This window comes from Sphingomonas sp. CCH10-B3 (genome assembly GCF_001556185.1).
Taxonomy (GTDB): domain Bacteria; phylum Pseudomonadota; class Alphaproteobacteria; order Sphingomonadales; family Sphingomonadaceae; genus Sphingomonas; species Sphingomonas aquatica.
In genome coordinates this window covers 23,014-43,859 of sequence record NZ_LSIJ01000003.1, presented here as the reverse complement: position 1 = coordinate 43,859, position 20,846 = coordinate 23,014, and the positions used below count along the sequence as shown (strand labels likewise).

Genomic DNA, 20,846 nt, shown 5'->3' with positions numbered 1-20,846 from the left:
TGCTTACCAATTCAAGCAATTTCACCGTCGCCGATCAGGAACCCGACGGCGTCGTCGGCGGCCCGACACGCCTGCACCTCGAACGCGGCACTCGATTGACGATTTGGTCTTGAAACATATCGATCGTTATGTATATATAACATAGCGAACGCAATGTTGCGGTCGCGATTGCTCAAGGGACTTGCATCATGACCAAGACATTGAAGCTCGCTGGGACCGCCATCGGCTCGATCATCTTCGTTGCCACCAGCCTCGCGTTCGGCGTGGCGGCGGCACCAGCCTCGGCAGGGGAGCAGCGTGCCACCACATTGCTCGACGTCCGCTTCGCGCCGCGTGCGGTGGCGAAGGTCGAAGGCGGCGATTTTCACTTCCTGCCGGGGCAGCCTGCGCCGATCCATACCCATCTGGCACCCGCAATCGGCATCGTCGTCAAGGGCACGATCCTCTATCAGGTCGAGGGTCAACCGCTGCAGACGCTGAAGGCCGGCGACGCATTTTACGAACCGGTCGGGCCCCGCATCCTCCGCTTCGACAATGGGTCGGAGACCGAAGAAGCGGTGTTTATCGATACCAATTGGCAGCGTGCGGACGATCCGTTCATCCACTTCGACAAGGCGCCGACGGCCAAAATCGACCGGCGCACGATGACGACGGCACTGGCCGGCGGCGCGACAGTGGCACGGGTTGCGGTGAAGCGGGTCGACCTGCGTCCGGGCAGCGCAGCGACCGCGCCGGTGCGCGCGATCACGAGCTATGGCTATGTTGCCGATGGGGCGATCGATCTGCGGGTCGCCAATCTGCCGATGCAGCGCGTTGAAGCCGGCCAAAGCTTCGTACTGCCCAAGGGGGCGATCCGAGTTTCCTATTCGGCTGCCAAGGGCGCGCCTGCATCAGTGGTGACGTTCGAAGGTCACGCTCGCTGAGACGGGGTGGTGCGGCGCCTGCGGTTGCGGACCGCCGGCGCCGCACAAACATTGCTTGTTGGATTATGATCGCTATGTTTTTAACGCACGCTAGTCAGTGTGCTGTTGGGAAAGTTCGATGGCAAGGCCGCGCGGCGTATCAACGGGGAAGGAACGGCTGGTGGAGGCGGCCGGTCGCAGCTTCCGCCTCGGCGGCTTCGGCGGGACCGGCATCGACACGGTGGCGCGCGAAGCGGGTCTGACCTCGGGCGCCTTTTACGCCCATTTCGGGTCGAAGGCGAAGGCATTCCGTTCGGCGCTGGTCGACGGGCTGGATTTCCTCGACAAGGGGCTTGCCCATGTTCAGGCCGAACATGGCGCGAACTGGCACCGGGCGTTCGTCGATTTCTACCTTGGCGAGCGGCTCGCGGTCGATCTGTCTCAGGCGTGTGCACTGCCGACCTTCAGCGCCGATGCCGCGCGCGCCGATGCGGCGACGCGCACTGCCTATCAGGAACGACTGGCGCCAATCGTCGAGCGGCTCGCCACCGGCTTCGGCGGCGAAGATGGCATGCAGCGCGGCTGGGCGTTGCTCTCGATCCTTGTGGGGGCAGCGGCGATGGCGCGCGCGGTCGAGGACGAAACCATGCGTGCGGCGATTGTGTCGGCAGCGCGAGAGGTTGCGTACCGCGTATGAAAATGGCTCGCCGATTTGGGTCAGGCGCGGCGGCGTGCTAGCAACCGCTATCGTGCCTGAGTTGCGGATCAAGCGTGTCTATCTGCCTGCCGATCCGGCGGACGGCACGCGCGTGCTTGTCGATCGGTTGTGGCCGCGCGGACTGACGCGTGAGGCGGCGGCGGTCGATCATTGGCTTAAAGAGGTTGCGCCGAGCAACGAGCTGCGGCGCTGGTTCCACCACCAAGTCGCGCATTGGGTGGAGTTCGTGGAGCGTTATCACGCCGAACTGGCCGAACCGACAGGGCGCGCCGCGCTCGATGCGCTGATCGCGCTGGTGCGCGCGGGGCCGGTGACTTTGCTTTATGGCGCCAAAGACGAAAGCCACAATCAGGCGCAGGTGCTGCGGACGATGATCGCGGCCGAGGTCGGGCTTGACGGCTGACGTTGCGCGATTGCGCGGCGAGATTGCGGCCTGCCGCGTGTGCGAGGCGCATCTCCCGCTCGGGCCGCGCCCGGTTGCGCAGTTCGGCGCGGGCGCCCGGCTGCGGATCACCAGCCAGGCGCCCGGCACCAAGGTCCATGCGTCGGGCATTCCCTGGACCGATGCCAGCGGCGACCGGTTGCGCGAGTGGCTCGCGATCGACGCCGCGACTTTCTACGACCCCGATCAGGTCGCGATCGTGCCGATGGGCTTTTGCTATCCCGGCGCAGTCCCCGGTGGCGGCGACGCACCGCCGCGCCCGGAATGCGCGCCACTGTGGCATGATCGCGTTGCGGCGCTGATGCCCGCGGTGAGCCTGACGCTGTTGATCGGCATCCATGCGCAGAAGCGCTACCTGCCGGGCTTTACCGGCATGACCGAAGCGGTGCGGCGCGCCGACGGGCATTTGCCGTGGTTCCCGCTGCCGCATCCGAGCTGGCGTGTCGTCGGCTGGATGCGGCGCAATCCGTGGTTCGAGGCGGAAACGCTGCCGCTGCTGCGCGCGCGAGTGCGGGCCGCGTTGAATTAGCCGCGCGGCAGGCGGATCGTGGCTTCGAGCCCACCTTCGGGCCGGTTGGCAAGCGCGATGTCGCCGCCCGCCTCGCGCACGATTGCGCGAGCAAGCGCGAGGCCGAGCCCGACGCCGCCGGTCTCGCGGCTGCGCGAAGTCTCGAGCCGGTTGAACGCATCGAACACCGCGTCGATTTGGTCGGCGGGAATGCCGGGACCGCCATCGGCGATGCAGATTGCGACGTCATTGGGCCGCGCCGCGATCCGGACATCCGCCGACCCGCCATATTTGATCGCATTCTCGATCAGGTTGCGAACCGCGCGCCGCATCAGCACCGGCCGCAGGCGCAGCGTCACACGGTCGGCGGGGGCCATCGTGATCGTCGCGCCGAGCGCTTCGAAATCATCGACCACCGCTTCGACGAGCGCGACGAGATCGACTTCGGTCACCGGCTCGCTCGGCCGCCCCAGCCGCGCGAGCGACAGGATATCGTCGAGCGTGCGGCTCATTTCGTCGATGGTCTCGGCCATCCGTGCGCGGTCGTGATCGTCCTCGACTGACTCGATCCGCACGCGCAGCGCCGCCAGCGGGGTGCGCAGATCATGGCCGATCGCGCCGAGCATCTGGTCCTTTTCGTCGAGCATCGCGGACACGCGGGTGCGCAACTGGTTAAACGCGGCGATTACCGCGCGCACGTCATGCGGGCCGGCTTCGTCGAGCGGGGTTGGGGCATCGCCGGGGCGGTACTGGCGTGCGGTCTGTGCCAGCGTCTGCAACGGGCGTGCGATCCGTCGTGCCGCCCACAGCATCGGCAGCAGCACGACGACATAAAGAATGACGGTCTGCGCCACGAGCGAGAAGATCAGCACGCGCTCACCGCTCTGCCACGGTGCGCGCAGCACCAGCCAGCCGCCGCCGTTCGGTCGCTCGACCGCGATCATCAGCTCAGCGCCGAAGCGCCGGTAGCGCAGTGCCTGGCGTCGGCCGAAGGTCTGGAGAAGCGGGTCGCGTCGGTCGATCGGGCGCACGGCAGAATCGATGCGCCCGGGCTTGAGGCCAAGATCGATCAGTTCGCTGCGCAGCGCGCTTTCGATATCCGCCAGCCGCGTCTTGTCGTTGGTTAGCGGATCGGCAGGCACGATCTGGACGCGCCCGCGCCCATCGGCGGGCTGGCGGAACCGTCCGGCGGCGATGCGGTCCTCGACATCGGCGATCCGCGCCGCCGCTGGGCCGACGACGGCCTGCAACCGCGCCTGGCGCCGTGCCTGAAAGATCAACGCGAAATTGATCGCCTGGGCAACGAACAGTGCGATGGCGACCAGCATCGCCAGCTGGCCGGGCAGGCTGCGCGGCCACAGCCGCCCGATCATCACTGGCCGGTCACAGCCGCTGGACTTCGGCCGCAAGCGTATAGCCGCCACCCCAGACCGTCTTGATGATGTCGGGCAGTTTCGGATCGGCTTCGATCTTGCGGCGCAGGCGGCTGACCTGATTGTCGATTGCACGATCGAAGGCGGCGGCTTCGCGGCCCTGCGTCAGATCGAGCAGCTGGTCGCGGGTCAGTACCTGGCGCGGGCGCTGCACCAGCGCGAGCAACAGGTTATACTCGCCCGTCGACAGCGCGACCGACACACCGTCGCGGTCGATCAGCGCGCGCTCGCCGGTCTTGAGCACCCAGCCGGCAAAGCCATAGGCATTGGCCTCGGGCGGATGCAGCCGTGCGCCGCCGTTCGCGGCGCGCCGCAGCACAACCTTGACGCGGGTTGCCAGTTCGCGTGGCGAAAAGGGCTTCACGACATAATCGTCGGCGCCCATTTCCAGCCCCACGATCCGGTCGGTTTCCTCGCTACGCGCGGTGAGCAGGATGACGGGAATGTCGCTCGTCGCGCGGACGTGTCGTGTGAGGCTGAGCCCATCCTCGCCCGGCATCATGATGTCGAGAATGGCAAGGTCGATCGCATAGGCCGCCAGCCGCGTCCGTGCGGAGTCGGCATCGGCCGCCTGCGTCACGCGAAAGCCCTGGCGCGAGAGGAATTGCGCAAGGGGTTCGCGGATCGATCGTTCGTCATCGACAAGCAGCAAATGGGGCTGATCGGTCATGTTGGCGAGGCTTGGCATCCGGATGGGCGATTGGAAAGGGGCGCCGGGCGGACAGGGAGGGGAGTTGCCCGCCCGGCAACCGGGGAGGCATCCCCGGCATCTCGTGAGTGTTATTGCGGCTGAAGTTCAGCTTCGCTCTGACGGGGGCCGCGTCCGCCGAAGCGGCGACCGGCACCACCCAGCCGATCGCGTACGGCTTGCATCTCGCTTGCGTCGAGCACGCCGTCGCCATTGGCATCAATCCGGCTGAACGGTGCGTCATATTGCGCGCGCGTCACCTTGCCACCGTTGTTCGCCGCCACGCGAGCGAGGCGACCGCCGCCCTGCGGTGCAGCCTTGATTTCGGCTTCGTCGAGCACGCCGTCACGATTGGCGTCGAGCCGTTCGAAGGGGGCACCGAATTCGGCGCGGCTCAGCTTGCCGTCGGCATTGGTATCGAGCAGCGCAAGCATCCCGCCGCCGCCAAAGCCACCGGCGCCGCGTCCACCCGCGCCAGGAGCGCCCGACGGGGGCACCGCCGGACCCGTTGCCTTGTCGCCACCGGGGCCAGCCGGACCCATGCCGGGGCGCTGCGGATAATCGGCGCGCATTTTCGCGCGCGCGGCCTTGCGCTCCTCGGCGGTCAGCTTGCCGTCCCTGTTGGCGTCCATCGCGTCGAAGCGCTTGGCGGCGTCGGCGAGGAATTCGGCGCGCGTGACGACGCCGTCGCCGTCAGTGTCGCCGTACCGCATCGGGCGCGGCTGCTGCGCGGGCTGGTCCGGGGCGGCGGTCTGCGCGCAGGCCGCGCCGGTGACGGCAGCGCCAAGCAAGGCAACCGCCATGATCCGATGTTTCATCGTTGATCCTCCTGCCGGGCGAGCCCGGTCATTCCCTGTCGCGTTGCGGTGTCGCGGCCAGATGTCGCGTGCATTTGTCAGATGCGCGCCAAATTGTCGCAACTTGTCGCAAGCGATCCGTTCAGGCGAAGATCGCGACGCTCTGCATCCCTTCGGCGATGAGCTGGCCATCGGCATTCCAGAGCGCCATCGTCTGGCTTGAACAGCCGTTGCGCGCATAGTCGGACTGGGCGCGCAGCAACCACCAACCGTCGGTGGTCGCGGGCGTGGGCGTCAGCAGGTTGATGATCCACGTGAGCGAGCTGATCGGCCCCATCTGCTGCCCAAACAGGCGGATCGCGGCGGGCGGCATGCCGTCGGCGATCGCCATCACATGCACCATCGGATCGAGCCCGTCGTGGACCTTCATCCGGCCCCAGCGCAGCAGTTCGGCGGGGCCGAGGTCGGGGGCCTTCATGTCGAAGAACTCGAAATTCTGCGCGAAGAAGCCTTCCGGCCCGCTCCACAATTTGGTGCCGGGCGCAGGCGGGCGGTGGTCGACCGGTGCGCGCTGATCGAAATCGACGACCGATGTCTGGTCGGCCATAAACACGAAGGTCGCGCGGAGGCCGAGACCTGCGTCGGACACGACATCGGCCTGGATGAAGGCGGCGGTGCGCCCGCGCCGGAGCTTGGTCGCCGTCACGCGGACCGGCCCCGCGAGCGGGCCGATGAACGAAACCTGCGCCGACCGCAGCGGCGGCAGGTCGGGCTCGCACGCTTGTGCCGCGTGCAGCGCGAGTGCTGCCGACAGCCCGCCATAGCTGGTACGCCCCTGCATCCAGTCGGCGGGGATGGCGCCGGCAAAGCCACCGTCGATCGGCGTCATCGCGGCAAGGATTTCGGCGAGCGTCGTCATACTTTGACTTTCCATTGATCGCGCAGTTCGCGCTTGAGCACCTTGCCGATCGCGCTGCGCGGCAGCTCATCGACCGCGACCAGATCGGCGAGGCGCTGGGTCTTGCCGAGCTTGGCGTTGGTCTCGCCAAGGATTGCGGCGGCATCGGCGTCGTCCCCGGCGGGCACGAAAAAGCCAACCGGCGTTTCGCCCCAGGCTTCGCTCGGCACGCCGACCACCGCGCAGTCGGCAACGTGCGGATGGGTACGAAGCACGGCTTCGAGGTCGCTGGGATAGATGTTGAATCCGCCCGAGATGATCAGGTCCTTCTTGCGGTCCATCAGGATCAGGAAGCCGTCCTCGTCAAAACGGCCGACATCGCCGTGGCGGATGAAGCGGTTGCCCTCTGCGTCGTACCATTCCGCCGAGGCGGTCGCGTCCGGGCGGCCGTGATAGCCGTTCATCATCGCAGGCGACCGCCCGACGACTTCGCCCATTTCGCCGCGCGGCACTTCCTTGCCGTCATCGTCGATCAGGCGGATATCGTGCCCCTCGGCAGGCTGGCCGACGCTGTGGAGCTTGGTCGGATTGGCGGTGCAGTTGAGGATCGTCGTGCCGCCGCCCTCGGTCATGCCGTAATATTCGACCAGCAGCCCCGGCCAGCGCGCGACGACATCGGCCTTGAGCGCGGCGGAGAAGGGCGCCGATGTGCAGGTCTTGAGGCGGAAGCTCGACAGGTCGAAGGCGTCGAAATCGGGGATCGCCATGATCCGCTGATATTGCACCGGCACCAGCATCGCATGCGTCGCGCGATTGGCTTCGGCCATTTCGAGGAAGCGCCGCGCGTCGAACTTGGCCATGATGACCGCGGTGCCGCCCCAGCCGATCGTCGGCAGGAACACGACCAGCGTGGTGTTGGAATAGAGCGGCGTTGCCACCATCGTCACTGCGTCGCCGAAACCGGCATTGGCATTGCGGTGGATATGCGCCCAGCGCATCGCGTGGCTCTGGACGATACCCTTGGGCGTGCCGGTGGTGCCCGAGGAATAGATGATGTTGAAGGGATCGCCCGCGGCGATGTCGACGGCGGCTGGGCGAGTGCCTTCGGGCGCGTGCCAGGCGTCGAAGTCGGCGCTGCCGAGCTCGATCATTCGCGCGGCGATCGGTTGGCCGGTCAGCGCGGCCCGTGCGCCTGCATCGACGAAGACATGTGCGGCGCCGCAATCATTGATCATCGCCGCAAGCTGCTCGGGCGTCGATCCGGGCGCGAGCGGCGTCGCCGCGCCGCCCGCGCGCAGCGTTGCGAGGAACACCGTCGCGCAAGCCACCGACGGTGCGCCGACGATCGCGACTGCCTGGCCATGCGCCAGCCTGTCGCGTTGCAGCGCTGCGGCGATCCGGTCCATTGCCGCATCGAGCGCGGCATAGCTCAGCGCGCCGTCTTCCCCGACGATTGCCGTCTTGTCGCCGCGCTCGACGCCGTGCGCGCGGATGATGTCCGGCAGCGTGGCAAAGTCGCTGGCAAGCTGGGTCGCGGCGTCCATATCCCCTCCGATCGTGCGAAGCGCTAGGCGAGCCGCCGACAAAATGCCATACGCGATCTTCGAAAACGCGAAGGGGCCTAACGTTCATGCTGTTCTATGACGCCGTCAACCCGGCACCGAATCCGCGGCGGGTGCGGATTTTCATGGCCGAGAAAGGTCTGAAAATTCCGGCCAAGGTGCTGTCGATTCCGGCCGGCGAGCACAAGGGCGAGGATTTTCTGGCGGTCAATCCACTCGGCCAGATTCCGGCGCTCGAACTCGACGACGGCGGGGTGATTACCGAAAGCGTGTCGATCTGCCGCTTCCTTGAAGCACTCAATCCCGATCCGCCGATGTTCGGCACGGGGCCGAAAGGGATCGCCGATGTCGACATGTGGCTGCGCCGCGTCGAGATGCGGTTGCTGATCCCGGTCGGGATGGTGTGGCTGCATACCCATCCCTTCACCGCGCGGGTGGTGAAGCCGCAATTTCCCGAATTTGGCGAGACGCAGCGCAAGCGCGCAGTGGCGGTGATGCAAGAATTCGACACCGCGCTCGCCGACCGGCAGTGGCTGGCGGGCAAAAATTTCTCGATGGCCGACATCGTGCTGCTGACGACGATCGACTTCGCGATCTGGATCGGCCTGCCGATACCCGATGAACTAACTGCGCTGAAAGCCTGGCACACGCGCGCGACGATGCGGCCGAGTGCGGCGGCATGAGCTGGGAGGGGCGCGTTGCCGTCATTACTGGCGGGGGTACGGGAATCGGGGCGGCAACCGTGCGCATGCTCGCCGCGCGCGGCGTCCACTGCGTCATCAACTACGCCTCGAGCCGCGACGATGCCGAAGCGCTTGCCGCCGAAGTCGGGGGCGGGGCGATTCCCGTGCAGGCCGACATCACCGACGATGCCCAGTGCCGTGCGCTCGCGGCGGCGGCGACCGATGCCTTCGGGCGGATCGATTTCCTCGTCAACAATTCGGGGCGCACGAAGTTTGCAGCGCATGAGGATCTCGACGCGCTGTCGGGCGAGGATTTCGTCGACATTTACCAGCTCAACGTCATCGCCGCGTTCCAGATGGTGCGCGCCTGCGCGCCCGCGCTGAAAGCCGGGGACGCGAGCGCTGTCGTCAACATTGCCTCGGTCGCGGGGGTGTTCGGCATGGGGTCGTCGGTCGCCTATGCCGCGTCGAAAGGCGCGCTGATCACGATGACCAAGAGCCTCGCCCGGGTGCTTGCGCCTTCGATCCGCGTCAACGCGGTTGCGCCCGGCTATGTCGGCACCGGCTGGTTCGAAAAGCGGCTCGGCGCCGAGGGGTTCGCCAAGCTGAACGCGCGCATCGCCGCCAGCGTGCCGATGGCGCTCGCGACGATGGCGCCCGATGTGGCGGCGCCCGTCGTCAGCCTGCTCGACCCGGCGATGCGCAGCGTCACCGGTGAGGTCATGCTGGTCGACGCCGGCGGGCATCTCGACGTGGCGCTCAGTCGGCGCCCGGGGCGGGAGGGTTAGGAAGTTTCGATTCGAAGGAATCAACTCTGATCCGGTCGTGCTGGGCTCGTCGAAGCACCGTCTTTCTTCTCTGATCGGCTGGCGACAGAAGAACGGCCCTTCGACAAGCTCAGGGCAAACGGGGAGGGGATGGCGGGGGCCAAAACCGAACTAACTCCCCGGCACCGGTGCTTCCTTCGGCGGCACCCGCCCCAGCACTTTCCACACGACGATCGCGAGCGCTACCGCCGCGAGCGCCGCCGCGAGCAGGAACGCCGCGCCCGGTTGCCCCCGCGCGACTCCTGCCGCCAGCGCCTGTGTCAGCATCAGCGGCGCGATCACCGCCGCCACGCTGTTCATGCTGCCGATCCCGCCCTGTAGCGCCCCTTGGTGCGACGCATCGGCGAGGCGCGAGAGCAGTGCGTTCATCGCCGGAAAGACGAGGAACGACAGCGCGCTTGCCAGGAACACGACATAGGACTGCCACCCGGCGGTCAGGAAAACATAGGCGAGATAGGCCCCGCCACCGCTCGCCAGCCCGACCACCACTGCGCGCCGCTCGCCGATACGCGCGATGATCCGCCCAGTCAGGAAGAATTGCACCGCCGCCATCACCGCGCCGACGAAGGTCAGCGACCAGCCGATCGCAGTCGCGTCCCAGCCCCAGCGCGCGGCGCACCAGAAGGACCATGTCGCCGGATAGACGAAGCTCGCAAGCTGCCACACGAACCACGCGATCAGCAGCGGCGCGGCTTCACCGCTTTTGAACAGCGGCTTGAACGCGCCGATCACATTGGCGCTGCGCCAGTCGAACGGTCGGCGCAGTTCGGGCTTGAGCGATTCGGGGAACAGGAAGATCATCGCAATCGCGTTCACCAGCGCGAGCAGCGCGGCGGCGATGAATGGCGCACGCGGCCCCAATCCCGCGATCAGTCCGCCAATCGCCGGGCCGACGATGAAGCCGATCCCGAACGCCGCGCCCAGCCAGCCGAACACCGTCGATCGCTTCTCGGGCGTGCTGACATCGGCGAGCGCGGCGCTGGCGGGGCCATAGATCGCTCCCGCCACGCCCGCGATCGCGCGACCGACGAACAGCCACGCCAGCGTCGGCGCCCAGGCCATCAGCGCATAATCGGCGGCAAAGGCGAGCATCGAGGCGATCAGCACCGGTCGCCGCCCGAACCGGTCGCCGAGATTGCCGAGCAGCGGCGAGGCGAAAAACTGCGTCAGCGCATAAATGCCGAGCAGATAGCCCGAAATCCGCGTCGCTTCGTCGAGATCGGTATGACCGAGCCGGGTGATCAGTTCCGGCAGGATCGGCAGCACGATGCCGAAGCCGATCGTATCGATGATCACTGCCGCCAACACGATGACGACGGTGCGCCGGTCATACCCCATCGCTGCCCCCTGCTTCCGCGCCCTTGATGCCCGCGAAAAGTGTCAAAAGTCACGACCATCCATAGGGGGTGCCCACCAATTAACCGAAGAGCCGCACCAGTCATGGAACAAAGATAGAACCTATCACGGCATTTCCGACATTACCAGCCCACCCCGGACCATTGGCCCCCTTTGCAAACCGACATTTTCTGTGCGATGCCCCTCCATACCCGATATTCAGATTCGATTTTTGGGAGTGGATGAATGGCAACGGCACCCGAACTCGACGCACCGAACGCGCTCGATGAATTCCGCGCCGAGGCGCGCGCCTGGCTGGCGGAAAATTTCCCGGCGTCGCTCAAGGGCAAGGACAATGCGATGTCGGCGCTCGAAGGTCCGCACGACCCGACCGACGACGAGCGCGCCTGGACCAAGGCGATGGGCGAGAAGGGTTGGGGCGTCCCGAGCTGGCCCAAGGCCTATGGCGGCGGCGGTCTCGACCGGCATCAGGTGCGCGTGCTGCAGGAGGAAATGGGCCGGATCGGCGCGTGGAACCCGATCGGCGGCATGGGCGTGATGATGTTCGGCCCGACGCTGCTCGAATATGGCAGCGAGGAGCAGAAGCTCGAACACATTCCCGCGATCGCCAAGAATGAAGTGCGCTGGTGCCAGGGCTATTCGGAGCCGGGCGCCGGGTCCGACCTCGCCTCGCTGCAGACGTTCGCCGAGGACATGGGCGACCATTATCTCGTCAACGGCCAGAAGACCTGGACGAGCGGCGGCCAATGGGCCGACAAATGCTTTGCCCTCGTCCGGACCGACAAGAGCCAGAAGCACGGCGGCATCAGCTTCCTGCTGATCGACATGACCTCGCCGGGTGTCGAGGTGAAGCCCATTCGCATGATCAGCGGCCAGTCGCCCTTCTGCGAAACCTTCTTCACCAATGTGAAGGTGCCCAAGGGCAATCTGGTCGGCCGCGAAGGGCAGGGCTGGGAAATCGGCACGCGCCTGCTCCAGCACGAGCGCAATTCGCTGTCGGGCGGCGGCGGTGGCGCCTCGCGCCTGTTCGCAGGCAAGCCACTGAGCCAGCTTGCCAAGGAATATCGCGGCGCGAACGATGACGGCAAGGTCGCTGACAGCGATCTGCGGATGCGCATCGTCAAGCATGAGATGGACCAGCGCGCGTTCATGCTCACGCTGCGCCGCGCGGCGATGGAAGCGAAGTCCAATCAAGGGCCGTCGGCGGCGACCAGCATCATGAAGAACGTCGGCGCGCGCCTGACGCAGGACCGCGCCGAGCTGTCGGTCGAGATCATGGGCATGGCCGGGCTGGGCTGGGAAGGCGAAGGCTTCACCGAAACCGAACTCGCGCAGACCCGCACCTGGCTGTGGGGCAAGGCGGTGTCGATCTATGGCGGCTCGACCGAAATCCAGAACAATGTGATCGCCAAGCGCATCCTCGGGATGCTCGATCACCAATGACAACAACCCCTTGGCCCACTCCCTATCGCGGAGAGGGTCGGGTGAGGGGGGCGGATCGAGGCGGAGTCCTGCGTGGCTCCCCCTCTCCCCGACCCTCTCCCCAAGGGGAGAGGGAGAGACTGACATGGCTGCACTGAACGAAGAACAGACGATGCTGCGCGACATGGTGCGCGAATGGGCCGACAATGAATCGCCCGTGTCCGCGTTCCGCCAGATGCGCAATGCCGCCCCCGCCGAGGGCTATGACACTGGCGCCTGGGCGAAGATGGCCGAAATGGGTCTCGCCGGCATCGTTATCCCCGAAGAATTTGGCGGCACCGCATTTGGTTATCTGTCGCTCGGACTGGTACTCGAGCAGCTCGGGCGCAATCTGGCAGCATCGCCGCTCGCGGCGACCTCGGCGGCTGCAAGCGCGATCGTGATGGGCGGATCGGCCGAGGACAAGGCCAAATGGCTGCCGAGGATCGCCGCCGGCGAGATCGTCGCCGCGCTCGCGATCGACGAAGGTCCCAACCATGATCCGGCCAAGGTCACGACCAGCGTCACCGACGGCAAGCTCACCGGCACCAAGGCGTTCGTGGCGGAAGGCGACAGCGCCGCGCTGTTCGTGGTGTCGGCAACCGATGGCCTGTATCTCGTCGATGCAGCCCTCGGCGGCGTGACGCGCTCGACGCGCAAGATGGCCGATGCCCGCAGCCATGCCGAAGTCCGCTTCGACAGCGCGCCCGCGACCAAGCTTGACGTTGGTACGCAAGCGATCATCGACCGCGCGACGGCGGCGACTTGCGCCGAAATGCTCGGGCTGGCGGTGCAGGCGTTCGAGACGACCAATGATTACCTCAAGACCCGCGTCCAGTTCGGGCAGGTACTGTCGACCTTCCAGGCGCTGCAGCACCGCATGGCCAAGATGTTCACCGAGCTCGAACTGATGCGATCGGTGGTCGAAGGCGCGCTTGAGGCAATCGACAGCGGCCGCTCGGACGTTGATCAGGCCGTGAGCCTTGCCAAGGCGGTCGCGAGCGAAACGTCGCGCCTCGTCAGCCGCGAAATGATCCAGTTGCACGGCGGCATCGGCATGACTGACGAATATGACGCCGGCTTCTACATCAAGCGCGCGGCCGTGCTGGAGACGATGTGGGGCAGTGCCTCCTACCACCGCGAACGCTTCGCGCGCCTCAACGGCTATTGAGCGGTTCGGTCCCGGCGTCGCGCTGCGTCGTCGGGACAGCCTTTAAAATATGCGGATTGGTGGCCCGTCGGCGCTGCCGGATTATGACTTTTGCGCAACAGCCGCGCAAAAGGTGGCATAGCGCAACGCTTCTTTCGCTTGACGACGCCCGCGTGGCTATGTCTATTCGAGTTTACGGTACGGGATGCTGAAGAATTCCGACCTTCTGGGAGAGAGAGATGCCGAAAATCACCCTGCTCGCTGCCTGTGCTGCGCCCGTCCTTGCGCTCGCGCTCGCGATGCCCGCCAGTGCGCAGACCGCACCGGCGACCCCGCCTGCCGCTCAGGATGACGACAATCAGGCGATCCCCGAAGTCGTTGTCACCGGCTCGCTGATCCGCGGCACCCCCGAGGACGCTTCGCTGCCGGTCGATGTGATTTCGGGCGAGGAACTGGCGCGCCAGGGTAGCCCGACGGCACTCGATCTGCTCAAGAACCTGCCGACCTCGAACGGTGTCATCGGTGACGCGAACCAGTTCGACGCGCGCGCGCAGGGATCGGAAGGCGTCGCCTCGGTCAACCTGCGCGGGCTTGGGCCGCAGCGCACGCTGGTGTTGCTGAACGGCAAGCGCGTGGTATTCGCGGGGACCGGCGTTCCGGTCGTCGACATCAACCTGCTGCCGCAAAGCGCGGTCGGCCGGGTGGAAATCCTGAAGGACGGTGCCGCCGCGACTTATGGTTCGGATGCGATCGCGGGCGTGGTCAATTTCATCACGCGATCGGAGCAGAAGGGCTTTCAAGCCTCGGGCGACTACCGTTACATCCGCGGATCGGACGGCGACTACACCGGTGCACTCAGCTTTGGCCATCATCAGGATGGCTTCCAGGTGTTCGCATCGATCGGTTACCAGCACCGTTCCGAACTGCGCACCACCGACCGCGCCTTTACGGTCCAGCCCTATCCCAACAACCCGCAGGGCGGCTATTCGGGCGGCGGTAACCCGGGCAACTTTGGTTTCGGTGGAACGACCAACTTCGTGCGCGACCTCGGTTGCGAGGCGCTCGGCGGTTTTCGCAGCTTGCCGGGGTCGACCACCGATCGCTGCTTCACCAATTTCGGCCAGTTCGACAACCTTGTCGAACCCGAAGATCGCATTCAGGCCTATCTGGAATCCAAGATCGACCTGACTGATCGACTCACCTTCCGCGTGACGGCGCTTTACGGCACGTCGTCGACCCGGATCACGACCTCGCCGAGCTATCTGCCGACGCTGCCGCCTTCGGGCTATGCCGCATCGCCGCTCACGACGATCCCGGCGGGCGGGATCACGACGCTGGCGCAGGCAGGCGGGGCGGGCATTTTTGCTGTGCCGACCTACGCCCCGGCGCTGCGCGATTACTGCGCGACCTATGGGGCTGCATCGGGCTGCGTGGTCAACGCGGCAGGCGCGCCGCTCGCGCCCGCACTTGCATTCCCGGTCCTGTTCCGGCCGTTCGTGCTGGGTGGCAACCCGCTGTTCACCCAGCCCGGCAATGATCGCAACTCGGCGTTCAGCCAGCGCCAATCGGAATCGATCCGCTTCACGGCTGAAACGTCGCTGAAAATCACCGACGCGCTGACACTCGACACCGGGTTCACTTATTCGGCTTATCGCCGTGGCATCGAGGGCACTGACACCTTCGGCGACTTGCTCCAGAACGCGCTAGCCGGTTTCGGCGGGCCGAATTGCGCTTTTGCCTCGCCGCAGTCGCGCGCCGGCCTGACGCAGGCGCAGTTGGCCGCGATCGCCGGCACCAATGGCTGCACCTATTTCAACCCCTTCTCGACCGCCGTTGCGCGCAATCCCGTGACTGGGCAGACCAACCCCAATTTCGCCGGCACGCGTAATCCCGCCGGGGCAAACCTGACCCCGGGCGCCGGCATCATCAACGATCTGGCGACGATCGACAATTTCTTCCGGACGACACGCAGCGACACCGACACCCAGCTGATCGTTGCCGACATGGTGCTGAGCGGCCGGACGGGCATCCGTCTGCCGGGCGGCGAGGTGTCGTTCGCCTTCGGTGGCCAGTATCGCGCTGATCGCTATGCGATCCGCTACAACGCCGATGCCAATCTGGCCGTCAATCCATGCCCGGGGTCGGCGTTGACGCCGGATGCGATCTGCGCGCAGCAGACCGGCGCGCTTGGCTTCCTTGGTACCAACCGCAACCGGATCATCACCGGAAACGTCTATGCGATCTTCGGCGAGCTTCAGGCGCCGGTCACCGATACACTGAATCTGGGCTTTTCGGCGCGTTTCGAAGATTACGGCGGCCGGACCGGGTCGACCTTCAATCCGCAAGGCCGCGTGCGGTGGCAGGCCCTGAGCTGGCTGGCGTTCCGCGGCGGCGCCGGCACCACGTTCCGCGGCCCGGCGCCGCAGAATCTGGACGGTCAGGTGACGTCGCTTCAGGTCATCGGTACGTCGTTCCGGGCCATCGACATTCTGGGCAACAATGACCTGCGCCCCGAGACGACGACCACCTACAGCGGCGGCGTGATCGTGAATTTCGGCGGCTTCAATGCCAGCGTCGATTATTGGCGTTACGAACTCGCCGGGCCGATCGAAGCCGAGCCGGTGCAGGGGATTGTCTCGGCATTGTTCGGCGCCACGGGCAATGCCAATTGCGGTAATCCGGCGTTTGCCCAGTTGCAGGCGCGCTTTACCTTTACGGCGGTGGGTTGCGGCATCGGCAACGTGCAGCGGCTGCGCACCAACCTCGTCAACAGTGCGAATGTGACGACGCAGGGCATCGATTTCCAGGCGCAGTATAAGTTTGACTTGGGCCAGGCCAAAGTGGTGTTCGGCGGCACCGGCACCTATGTCATGGACTACAATATCCGTGATTTTACCGTTGCCGGGGTGGTGGTTCAGCCTGCCTTCAACGCGGTCGGCCTGCTCAACTTCCAGACCAGTGCCTATCCGTTGCCGGCGCTGAAGGGCAATTTGTTCCTTCAGGGCGATCTGGGCATCCACCAGGCCCGGTTCCAAGTGAACTACATCGACGGCTACCGCGATCAGCGTACCGCGGCTGTCTTCGGCCCCAATACCGGGGCGTTGGCCGGCGCTTCGGTGACCAGCGGGCAGAACATCGGTGCGTTCACGACGCTTGATTTCACCTATCGCGTAAACCTGAAGACCAACACGACGATCTCGCTGTCGGCGCTGAACATCCTTGACCAGCAGCCACCGTTTGCGCGGCTTGATTTCAACTATGATCCGTTCACGGCGTCGCCGCTCGGCTTCAATGCGAAGTTCGGCATCACCCAGCGGTTCTGACCAGTGGTGCCGCTAATCTGATCGACCCGCCGTCCGGCATTCCCGGACGGCGGTTTTTTTTGTCGCGTACTCCGGAGTTTCTGCATGGCCACCACCGCCGTAGATCCGCAAAGCATCGCCGATGAGCGCGCGCTTCGGCTGCGCGGATGGACGCTGGCGCTGCTGACGCTCGTCTATTTCTTCAGCTTCATGGATCGATATATTTTGTCGATCCTGCTCGAGGCGATCAAGGCCGACCTTCAGCTCAACGACACGCAGCTCGGGCTGCTGTCCGGCCTAGCCTTTGCGGTTTTCTATGCGACGCTTGGTATTCCGGTGGCGTGGCTGGCCGACCGGACGAGCCGCCGTGACATCATCGCCGTGGCGTTGACCTTGTGGAGCGCGATGACCGCGCTGTGCGGGACGGCCGCCAATTTCACCCAATTGCTGATCTACCGGATCGGGGTCGGCGTGGGGGAAGCGGAATCGAGCCCGCCGTCGCATTCGATCATCGCCGATCTCTATCCGCCCGAAAAGCGCGCGGGGGCAATGGGCATTTATTCGACCGGCGTGGTGCTCGGCGGCGGCTTTGGCGCGATCATCGGCGGGCTGATCGCCGAGGCTTATGGCTGGCGTTGGGCGATGGCAGCGGTTGGCCTGCCGGGGATTCTGCTGGCGGTTTTCGTCCGGCTGGTGATGGTCGAGCCGCGGCGCGGCCTGTCGGACCCTGGCGGCGTTCCGCAGAACCCGGCTCCGCTGCCGTCGCTCAGCGACGGTCTGAAGAGTCTTGCAGCCAGTGCCCCGGCGATCCACCTGATCATGGCGGTGACGATCACGTCACTGGTCGGCTATGCAACCGCCAATTTCGGACCATCCTATCTCCAGCGCTCGTTCGGCATGACGCTGACCCAAGTGTCGCTCTACTATGCGCCGGCGGTCGCGCTGATCGGGGCATTCGGCGGGATCGTCGGCGGGCGGATCGCCGATTCGCTTGGACGGCGCCATGGGTTGCACGTCCAGGCATGGTTCGTCGCCGCACTCAAATTTGCTGCCTTGCCGTTCACCGCGCTGTTCTACCTGTCCTCTGATGTCACCACGGCCTTTGCGTCAGTGATGCTTTCGTATCTGCTCGCATCGAGCTATCTCGGGCCGAGTTTCGCGCTGATCCAGGGCCTTGCGCCGACGCGGATGCGTGCGGTTTGGGCAGCAATTACGCTGCTGGTCATCAATCTGATCGGGCTGGGAGCGGGGCCGAGCATTACCGGGATCCTGAGCGACCTCTACAAGCCGAGCTTCGGCGCCGAATCGCTGCGCTATGCCATGCTGAGCGCGAGCCTGCTGACGCCCTGGGCGATCTTTCACTATTGGCGGGCGGGCGTGTTGCTCAAGCGGCAGGCCGCTAAAGGCTGAGCACCCGGTCGTCGAACAAGCCGAACGCGAGCGTCGAGGCATAGAACGCGATTGCGCGCTCGCGCGGCATGGTGCTGGCCCATTTGCGCATGTCGAAAGCGGCATTCTGCAGCGCCATCAGCGCCTGCGCGGCGATCAGCGGGTCGATCGCGCGAATCGACCCCTGCGCAATGCCGTCGCTGATCATGCCGGCATAGCGCCGCGCGATCCGGTTTGACCGCGCGACGAGTGCGCTGCGCACGCCCGGTGCCACGCCCGACAGCGCGGTGGTGCGCATCAGCGGACCGCGATCTGAAAACTGGAAATCGAGCAAGGTCGCGATCGCGCTCGACAGTTTGTGCCAATCGTCGCCGGGTTCGTCGTCCGCCAGCTGCTGCGCCTTGGTAATGGTCGCAAGGCTGCGCTTGTAACAGGCGATCACCAGATCGTCCTTCGCATCGAGATGGTGGTAGAAGCTGCCCTTGGTGACGTTTAGCATCGACGCGATTTTCTGGACCGACGCGCCGCGATAGCCGAGCTCGTTGATCAGCCGGGTCGCGGCGAGCAGAAAGGCCTCACGCCCGGGTTCGGCTTCGGCCGGGGCAAGATTGAGCAGTGCCGGCGTCCAGCCCGCACCATCGGCGGCAATGCCTTGCGCGAACACCGCCATCAGCCGGCTTTCGACGCGCGCATATTGATCGGCATCGTAACGCCCGAGCCAGACCGGCAGCCAGAAGGTATTTTCCAGCAGCACATGCGCCCGCGCGCCGTATAGATCGGTATGCGCGCGGGTCGCGCCAACGCCCCATAGGCTGCGGGTCTTGCGGAACACGTCGCGCCAGCCGCTCATCAAGCGGCCAAGCACGGGCTCTTCCATCGCGCGCAGATCGGACAGCACCGCAAAGGGCGTGGCCTCGCCGCGCTGAATGCGCGCCAGCCGGTCCATGTTGAGCGAAAGATAGCGGGCGACGCGCGCGCGCGGCGTCGATTCGCGAAGCGCCACGTCGAGCTTCGCCTGCAATTGTTCGAGCGTATAATCGAAACAGGCGGCGGCAAGGTCTTCCTTGCGCTTGAAATAATAGGTCACGCTGGTGGTGTTGAGGCCCACGCGGCGCGCGACATCGGCGAAGGTCATGCCCTTCGCGCTCTGCTCGTTGATCGCCTGCGCGGCGGCAGCAAGGATGGCGTCGCGCTTCGCCCGGAAGCGCTTGGTGCTTCCGTCGGCGGTCGAGTCGATGGCCCCCAAAGCCTCCATAGCCGCCAAGCTTAACAGCATCTTTTCGAAGGAACAGTCCCTTTTACCGCTGCGGCGCAGCGCTGCATTCGTATGCCGAATCTGTTCCGAAAGCCCGCAGCAGATGCTTTACCGAATGTGCGGTACGGTTTAAGCCACCCTCAACACGCTATTTGAGAGGATGCGTCATGGACTTCACGCTGAGCGAACGCGAAACCTATTTCCGCGACCGGGTGAAGGATTTCATCGACCGCGAAATCCGCCCGCGCAACCATATTTACCACGAGCAGGAAAGCACCGGCGAACGCTGGAAAGTGATTCCGGTGATCGAGGAGATGAAGGAAAAGGCCAAGGCGGCGGGGCTGTGGAATTTCTTCATGCCGCCGCATTCGGGGCAGGCGCATGTCGATGACAGTTTCGAGTTCGAAGGCACGCAGCTCACCAACCTCGAATACGCCTTGTGTGCCGAGGAAATGGGCAAGCTCGGCTGGGCGTCCGAATGCTTCAACTGCTCGGCACCCGACACCGGCAATATGGAAGTGCTCCACCGCTATGGCACGCGCGCGCAGAAGGACCAGTGGCTGAAGCCGCTGATGCACGGCGAAATTCGCTCGGCGTTTCTGATGACCGAGCCTGCAGTCGCATCGTCTGATGCGACCAACATCGAAACCGCAATGGTGCGCGACGGCGACCATTATGTGATTAACGGCACCAAATGGTGGTCGTCGGGCGCGGGCGATCCGCGTTGCAAGATCGCGATTGTGATGGGCAAGACCAATCCCGAAGGATCGCGCCACAGCCAGCAGAGCCAGATCCTCGTCCCGCTCGACACGCCGGGTGTGAGGATCAAGCGGATGCTGAGCGTCTATGGCTATGATCACGCGCCGCATGGCCATGCCGAAATCGAGCTGAAGGACGTCCGCGTGCCGGTCGAGAATGTCCTGCTCGGCGAGGGGCGGGGGTTCGAGATTGCGCAGGGGCGGCTCGGGCCGGGCCGCATCCACCACTGCATGCGCACGATCGGCGTCGCCGAAGTCGCGATCGAAGCGATGGCCAAGCGGCTGCTCACCCGCGTCGCGTTCGGCAAGCGCATCGCCGATCACTCGATCTGGGAACAGCGCATCGCCAAGGCGCGGATCGACATCGAAATGACGCGGCTGCTCTGCCTCAAGGCCGCCGACATGATGGACAAGGCCGGCAACAAGAGCGCGCAGCTCGAGATCGCGATGATCAAGGTCGCGGCGCCGACGATGGCGCTGTCGATCCTCGACGATGCGATCCAGGCGCATGGCGGCGGCGGCGTGTCGGATGATTTCCACTTGGCGCATGCCTGGGCGGCGATGAGGACGCTGCGCTTCGCCGACGGGCCGGATGAAGTGCACAACCGGGCAATCGCGCGCAACGAGTTCGGGAAATATGCGGACTTGCCCGAGGCGGTTGCCGCGAAGGAAATGGTGCGGCGTTGATCATCTCCCCCTCCCGCGTGCGGGAGGGGG

Annotated in this window: 18 protein-coding genes; 11 read left to right on the top strand and 7 right to left on the bottom strand. The window is 65.5% G+C overall.

Annotated elements, in window-relative coordinates; translation table 11 throughout:
• Positions 1–188: 188 nt before the first annotated feature.
• From AX672_RS01185 to AX672_RS01170, 4 genes are all read left to right on the top strand, one after another.
• Complete coding sequence (locus AX672_RS01185) at positions 189–923, top strand: cupin domain-containing protein (protein WP_066646996.1); 735 nt, start codon at positions 189–191, stop codon at positions 921–923.
• Between the two features lie 118 nt (positions 924–1,041).
• Entirely contained in the window at positions 1,042–1,599 is a 558-nt protein-coding gene (locus AX672_RS18980; RefSeq protein WP_066646986.1) for a TetR/AcrR family transcriptional regulator, read from the top strand.
• Between the two features lie 34 nt (positions 1,600–1,633).
• Positions 1,634–2,023 (top strand): DUF488 domain-containing protein, encoded by a 390-nt coding sequence (locus AX672_RS01175; RefSeq protein ID WP_231731109.1) that lies wholly within the window; start codon positions 1,634–1,636, stop codon positions 2,021–2,023.
• Positions 2,013–2,591, top strand: coding sequence for a uracil-DNA glycosylase family protein (locus tag AX672_RS01170; protein ID WP_066646983.1), 579 nt, complete (start codon positions 2,013–2,015; stop codon positions 2,589–2,591). The genes AX672_RS01175 and AX672_RS01170 overlap by 11 nt, the downstream gene beginning before the upstream one ends.
• Here the strand turns inward: AX672_RS01170 and AX672_RS01165 are convergent.
• The 5 genes from AX672_RS01165 to AX672_RS01145 all read right to left on the bottom strand — a co-directional run bounded on the left by AX672_RS01165 (position 2,588) and on the right by AX672_RS01145 (position 7,930).
• A complete protein-coding gene (locus AX672_RS01165; protein ID WP_331711153.1) occupies positions 2,588–3,979 on the bottom strand; it encodes a HAMP domain-containing sensor histidine kinase in 1,392 nt (463 codons plus the stop codon). The genes AX672_RS01170 and AX672_RS01165 overlap by 4 nt on opposite strands.
• On the bottom strand, positions 3,954–4,673 hold the full coding sequence (locus AX672_RS01160; RefSeq protein WP_066647212.1) for a response regulator: 720 nt from the start codon (positions 4,671–4,673) through the stop codon (positions 3,954–3,956). Before AX672_RS01160 ends, AX672_RS01165 begins: the two co-directional genes overlap by 26 nt.
• Before the next feature lie 110 nt (positions 4,674–4,783).
• Positions 4,784–5,509: an EF-hand domain-containing protein gene (locus tag AX672_RS01155; RefSeq protein WP_066646976.1), complete on the bottom strand. Its 726-nt coding sequence runs from the start codon at positions 5,507–5,509 to the stop codon at positions 4,784–4,786.
• 121 nt (positions 5,510–5,630) lie between these two features.
• Positions 5,631–6,407, bottom strand: a complete 777-nt coding sequence (locus AX672_RS01150) for a thioesterase family protein (protein ID WP_066646973.1) — start codon at positions 6,405–6,407, stop codon at positions 5,631–5,633.
• Positions 6,404–7,930 (bottom strand): class I adenylate-forming enzyme family protein, encoded by a 1,527-nt coding sequence (locus tag AX672_RS01145; protein WP_066646970.1) that lies wholly within the window; start codon positions 7,928–7,930, stop codon positions 6,404–6,406. The genes AX672_RS01150 and AX672_RS01145 overlap by 4 nt, the downstream gene beginning before the upstream one ends.
• A gap of 86 nt (positions 7,931–8,016) precedes the next feature.
• On the opposite strand from AX672_RS01145, the gene AX672_RS01140 reads away from it, so the two are divergent.
• Together AX672_RS01140 and AX672_RS01135 are read left to right on the top strand one after the other, a co-directional pair.
• Complete coding sequence (locus AX672_RS01140) at positions 8,017–8,631, top strand: glutathione S-transferase family protein (protein ID WP_066646968.1); 615 nt, start codon at positions 8,017–8,019, stop codon at positions 8,629–8,631.
• A complete protein-coding gene (locus tag AX672_RS01135) occupies positions 8,628–9,419 on the top strand; it encodes an SDR family NAD(P)-dependent oxidoreductase (RefSeq protein WP_066646965.1) in 792 nt (263 codons plus the stop codon). Before AX672_RS01140 ends, AX672_RS01135 begins: the two co-directional genes overlap by 4 nt.
• A gap of 150 nt (positions 9,420–9,569) precedes the next feature.
• On the opposite strand, the gene AX672_RS01130 is transcribed toward AX672_RS01135, so the two are convergent.
• The gene (locus AX672_RS01130; RefSeq protein WP_066646963.1) at positions 9,570–10,796 is read right to left on the bottom strand and encodes an MFS transporter; all 1,227 of its coding nucleotides are present in this window, start codon (positions 10,794–10,796) and stop codon (positions 9,570–9,572) included.
• Between the two features lie 243 nt (positions 10,797–11,039).
• Here AX672_RS01130 and AX672_RS01125 point away from each other — a divergent pair, with 243 nt between their 5' ends.
• From AX672_RS01125 to AX672_RS01110, 4 genes are all read left to right on the top strand, one after another.
• The gene (locus AX672_RS01125) at positions 11,040–12,257 is read left to right on the top strand and encodes an acyl-CoA dehydrogenase family protein (RefSeq protein ID WP_066646960.1); all 1,218 of its coding nucleotides are present in this window, start codon (positions 11,040–11,042) and stop codon (positions 12,255–12,257) included.
• 124 nt (positions 12,258–12,381) lie between these two features.
• Entirely contained in the window at positions 12,382–13,446 is a 1,065-nt protein-coding gene (locus AX672_RS01120) for an acyl-CoA dehydrogenase family protein (RefSeq protein ID WP_066646959.1), read from the top strand.
• 218 nt (positions 13,447–13,664) lie between these two features.
• On the top strand, positions 13,665–16,748 hold the full coding sequence (locus tag AX672_RS01115) for a TonB-dependent receptor domain-containing protein (protein WP_066646956.1): 3,084 nt from the start codon (positions 13,665–13,667) through the stop codon (positions 16,746–16,748).
• Positions 16,749–16,832: 84 nt separating this feature from the next.
• Complete coding sequence (locus AX672_RS01110) at positions 16,833–18,137, top strand: spinster family MFS transporter (RefSeq protein WP_066646953.1); 1,305 nt, start codon at positions 16,833–16,835, stop codon at positions 18,135–18,137.
• Here AX672_RS01110 and AX672_RS01105 read toward each other — a convergent pair.
• Positions 18,127–19,371 (bottom strand): TetR/AcrR family transcriptional regulator, encoded by a 1,245-nt coding sequence (locus AX672_RS01105; protein ID WP_066646951.1) that lies wholly within the window; start codon positions 19,369–19,371, stop codon positions 18,127–18,129. The genes AX672_RS01110 and AX672_RS01105 overlap by 11 nt on opposite strands.
• A gap of 167 nt (positions 19,372–19,538) precedes the next feature.
• Between AX672_RS01105 and AX672_RS01100 the strand changes: the two genes are divergently transcribed.
• Positions 19,539–20,816, top strand: a complete 1,278-nt coding sequence (locus AX672_RS01100) for an acyl-CoA dehydrogenase family protein (protein WP_066646950.1) — start codon at positions 19,539–19,541, stop codon at positions 20,814–20,816.
• The last annotated feature ends 30 nt before the right edge of the window (positions 20,817–20,846 follow it).

Excerpts from the sequence above, each read along its gene's own strand:
- AX672_RS01185 (WP_066646996.1), top strand. The coding sequence starts at position 189 with ATGACCAAGACATTGAAGCTCGCTGGGACCGCCATCGGCTCGATCATC.
- AX672_RS18980 (WP_066646986.1), top strand. The coding sequence starts at position 1,042 with ATGGCAAGGCCGCGCGGCGTATCAACGGGGAAGGAACGGCTGGTGGAG.
- AX672_RS01160 (WP_066647212.1), bottom strand. The coding sequence starts at position 4,673 with ATGACCGATCAGCCCCATTTGCTGCTTGTCGATGACGAACGATCGATC.
- AX672_RS01155 (WP_066646976.1), bottom strand. The coding sequence starts at position 5,509 with ATGAAACATCGGATCATGGCGGTTGCCTTGCTTGGCGCTGCCGTCACC.
- AX672_RS01150 (WP_066646973.1), bottom strand. The coding sequence starts at position 6,407 with ATGACGACGCTCGCCGAAATCCTTGCCGCGATGACGCCGATCGACGGT.
- AX672_RS01145 (WP_066646970.1), bottom strand. The coding sequence starts at position 7,930 with ATGGACGCCGCGACCCAGCTTGCCAGCGACTTTGCCACGCTGCCGGAC.
- AX672_RS01140 (WP_066646968.1), top strand. The coding sequence starts at position 8,017 with ATGCTGTTCTATGACGCCGTCAACCCGGCACCGAATCCGCGGCGGGTG.
- AX672_RS01135 (WP_066646965.1), top strand. The coding sequence starts at position 8,628 with ATGAGCTGGGAGGGGCGCGTTGCCGTCATTACTGGCGGGGGTACGGGA.
- AX672_RS01130 (WP_066646963.1), bottom strand. The coding sequence starts at position 10,796 with ATGGGGTATGACCGGCGCACCGTCGTCATCGTGTTGGCGGCAGTGATC.
- AX672_RS01125 (WP_066646960.1), top strand. The coding sequence starts at position 11,040 with ATGGCAACGGCACCCGAACTCGACGCACCGAACGCGCTCGATGAATTC.
- AX672_RS01120 (WP_066646959.1), top strand. The coding sequence starts at position 12,382 with ATGGCTGCACTGAACGAAGAACAGACGATGCTGCGCGACATGGTGCGC.
- AX672_RS01115 (WP_066646956.1), top strand. The coding sequence starts at position 13,665 with ATGCCGAAAATCACCCTGCTCGCTGCCTGTGCTGCGCCCGTCCTTGCG.
- AX672_RS01110 (WP_066646953.1), top strand. The coding sequence starts at position 16,833 with ATGGCCACCACCGCCGTAGATCCGCAAAGCATCGCCGATGAGCGCGCG.
- AX672_RS01105 (WP_066646951.1), bottom strand. The coding sequence starts at position 19,371 with ATGGAGGCTTTGGGGGCCATCGACTCGACCGCCGACGGAAGCACCAAG.
- AX672_RS01100 (WP_066646950.1), top strand. The coding sequence starts at position 19,539 with ATGGACTTCACGCTGAGCGAACGCGAAACCTATTTCCGCGACCGGGTG.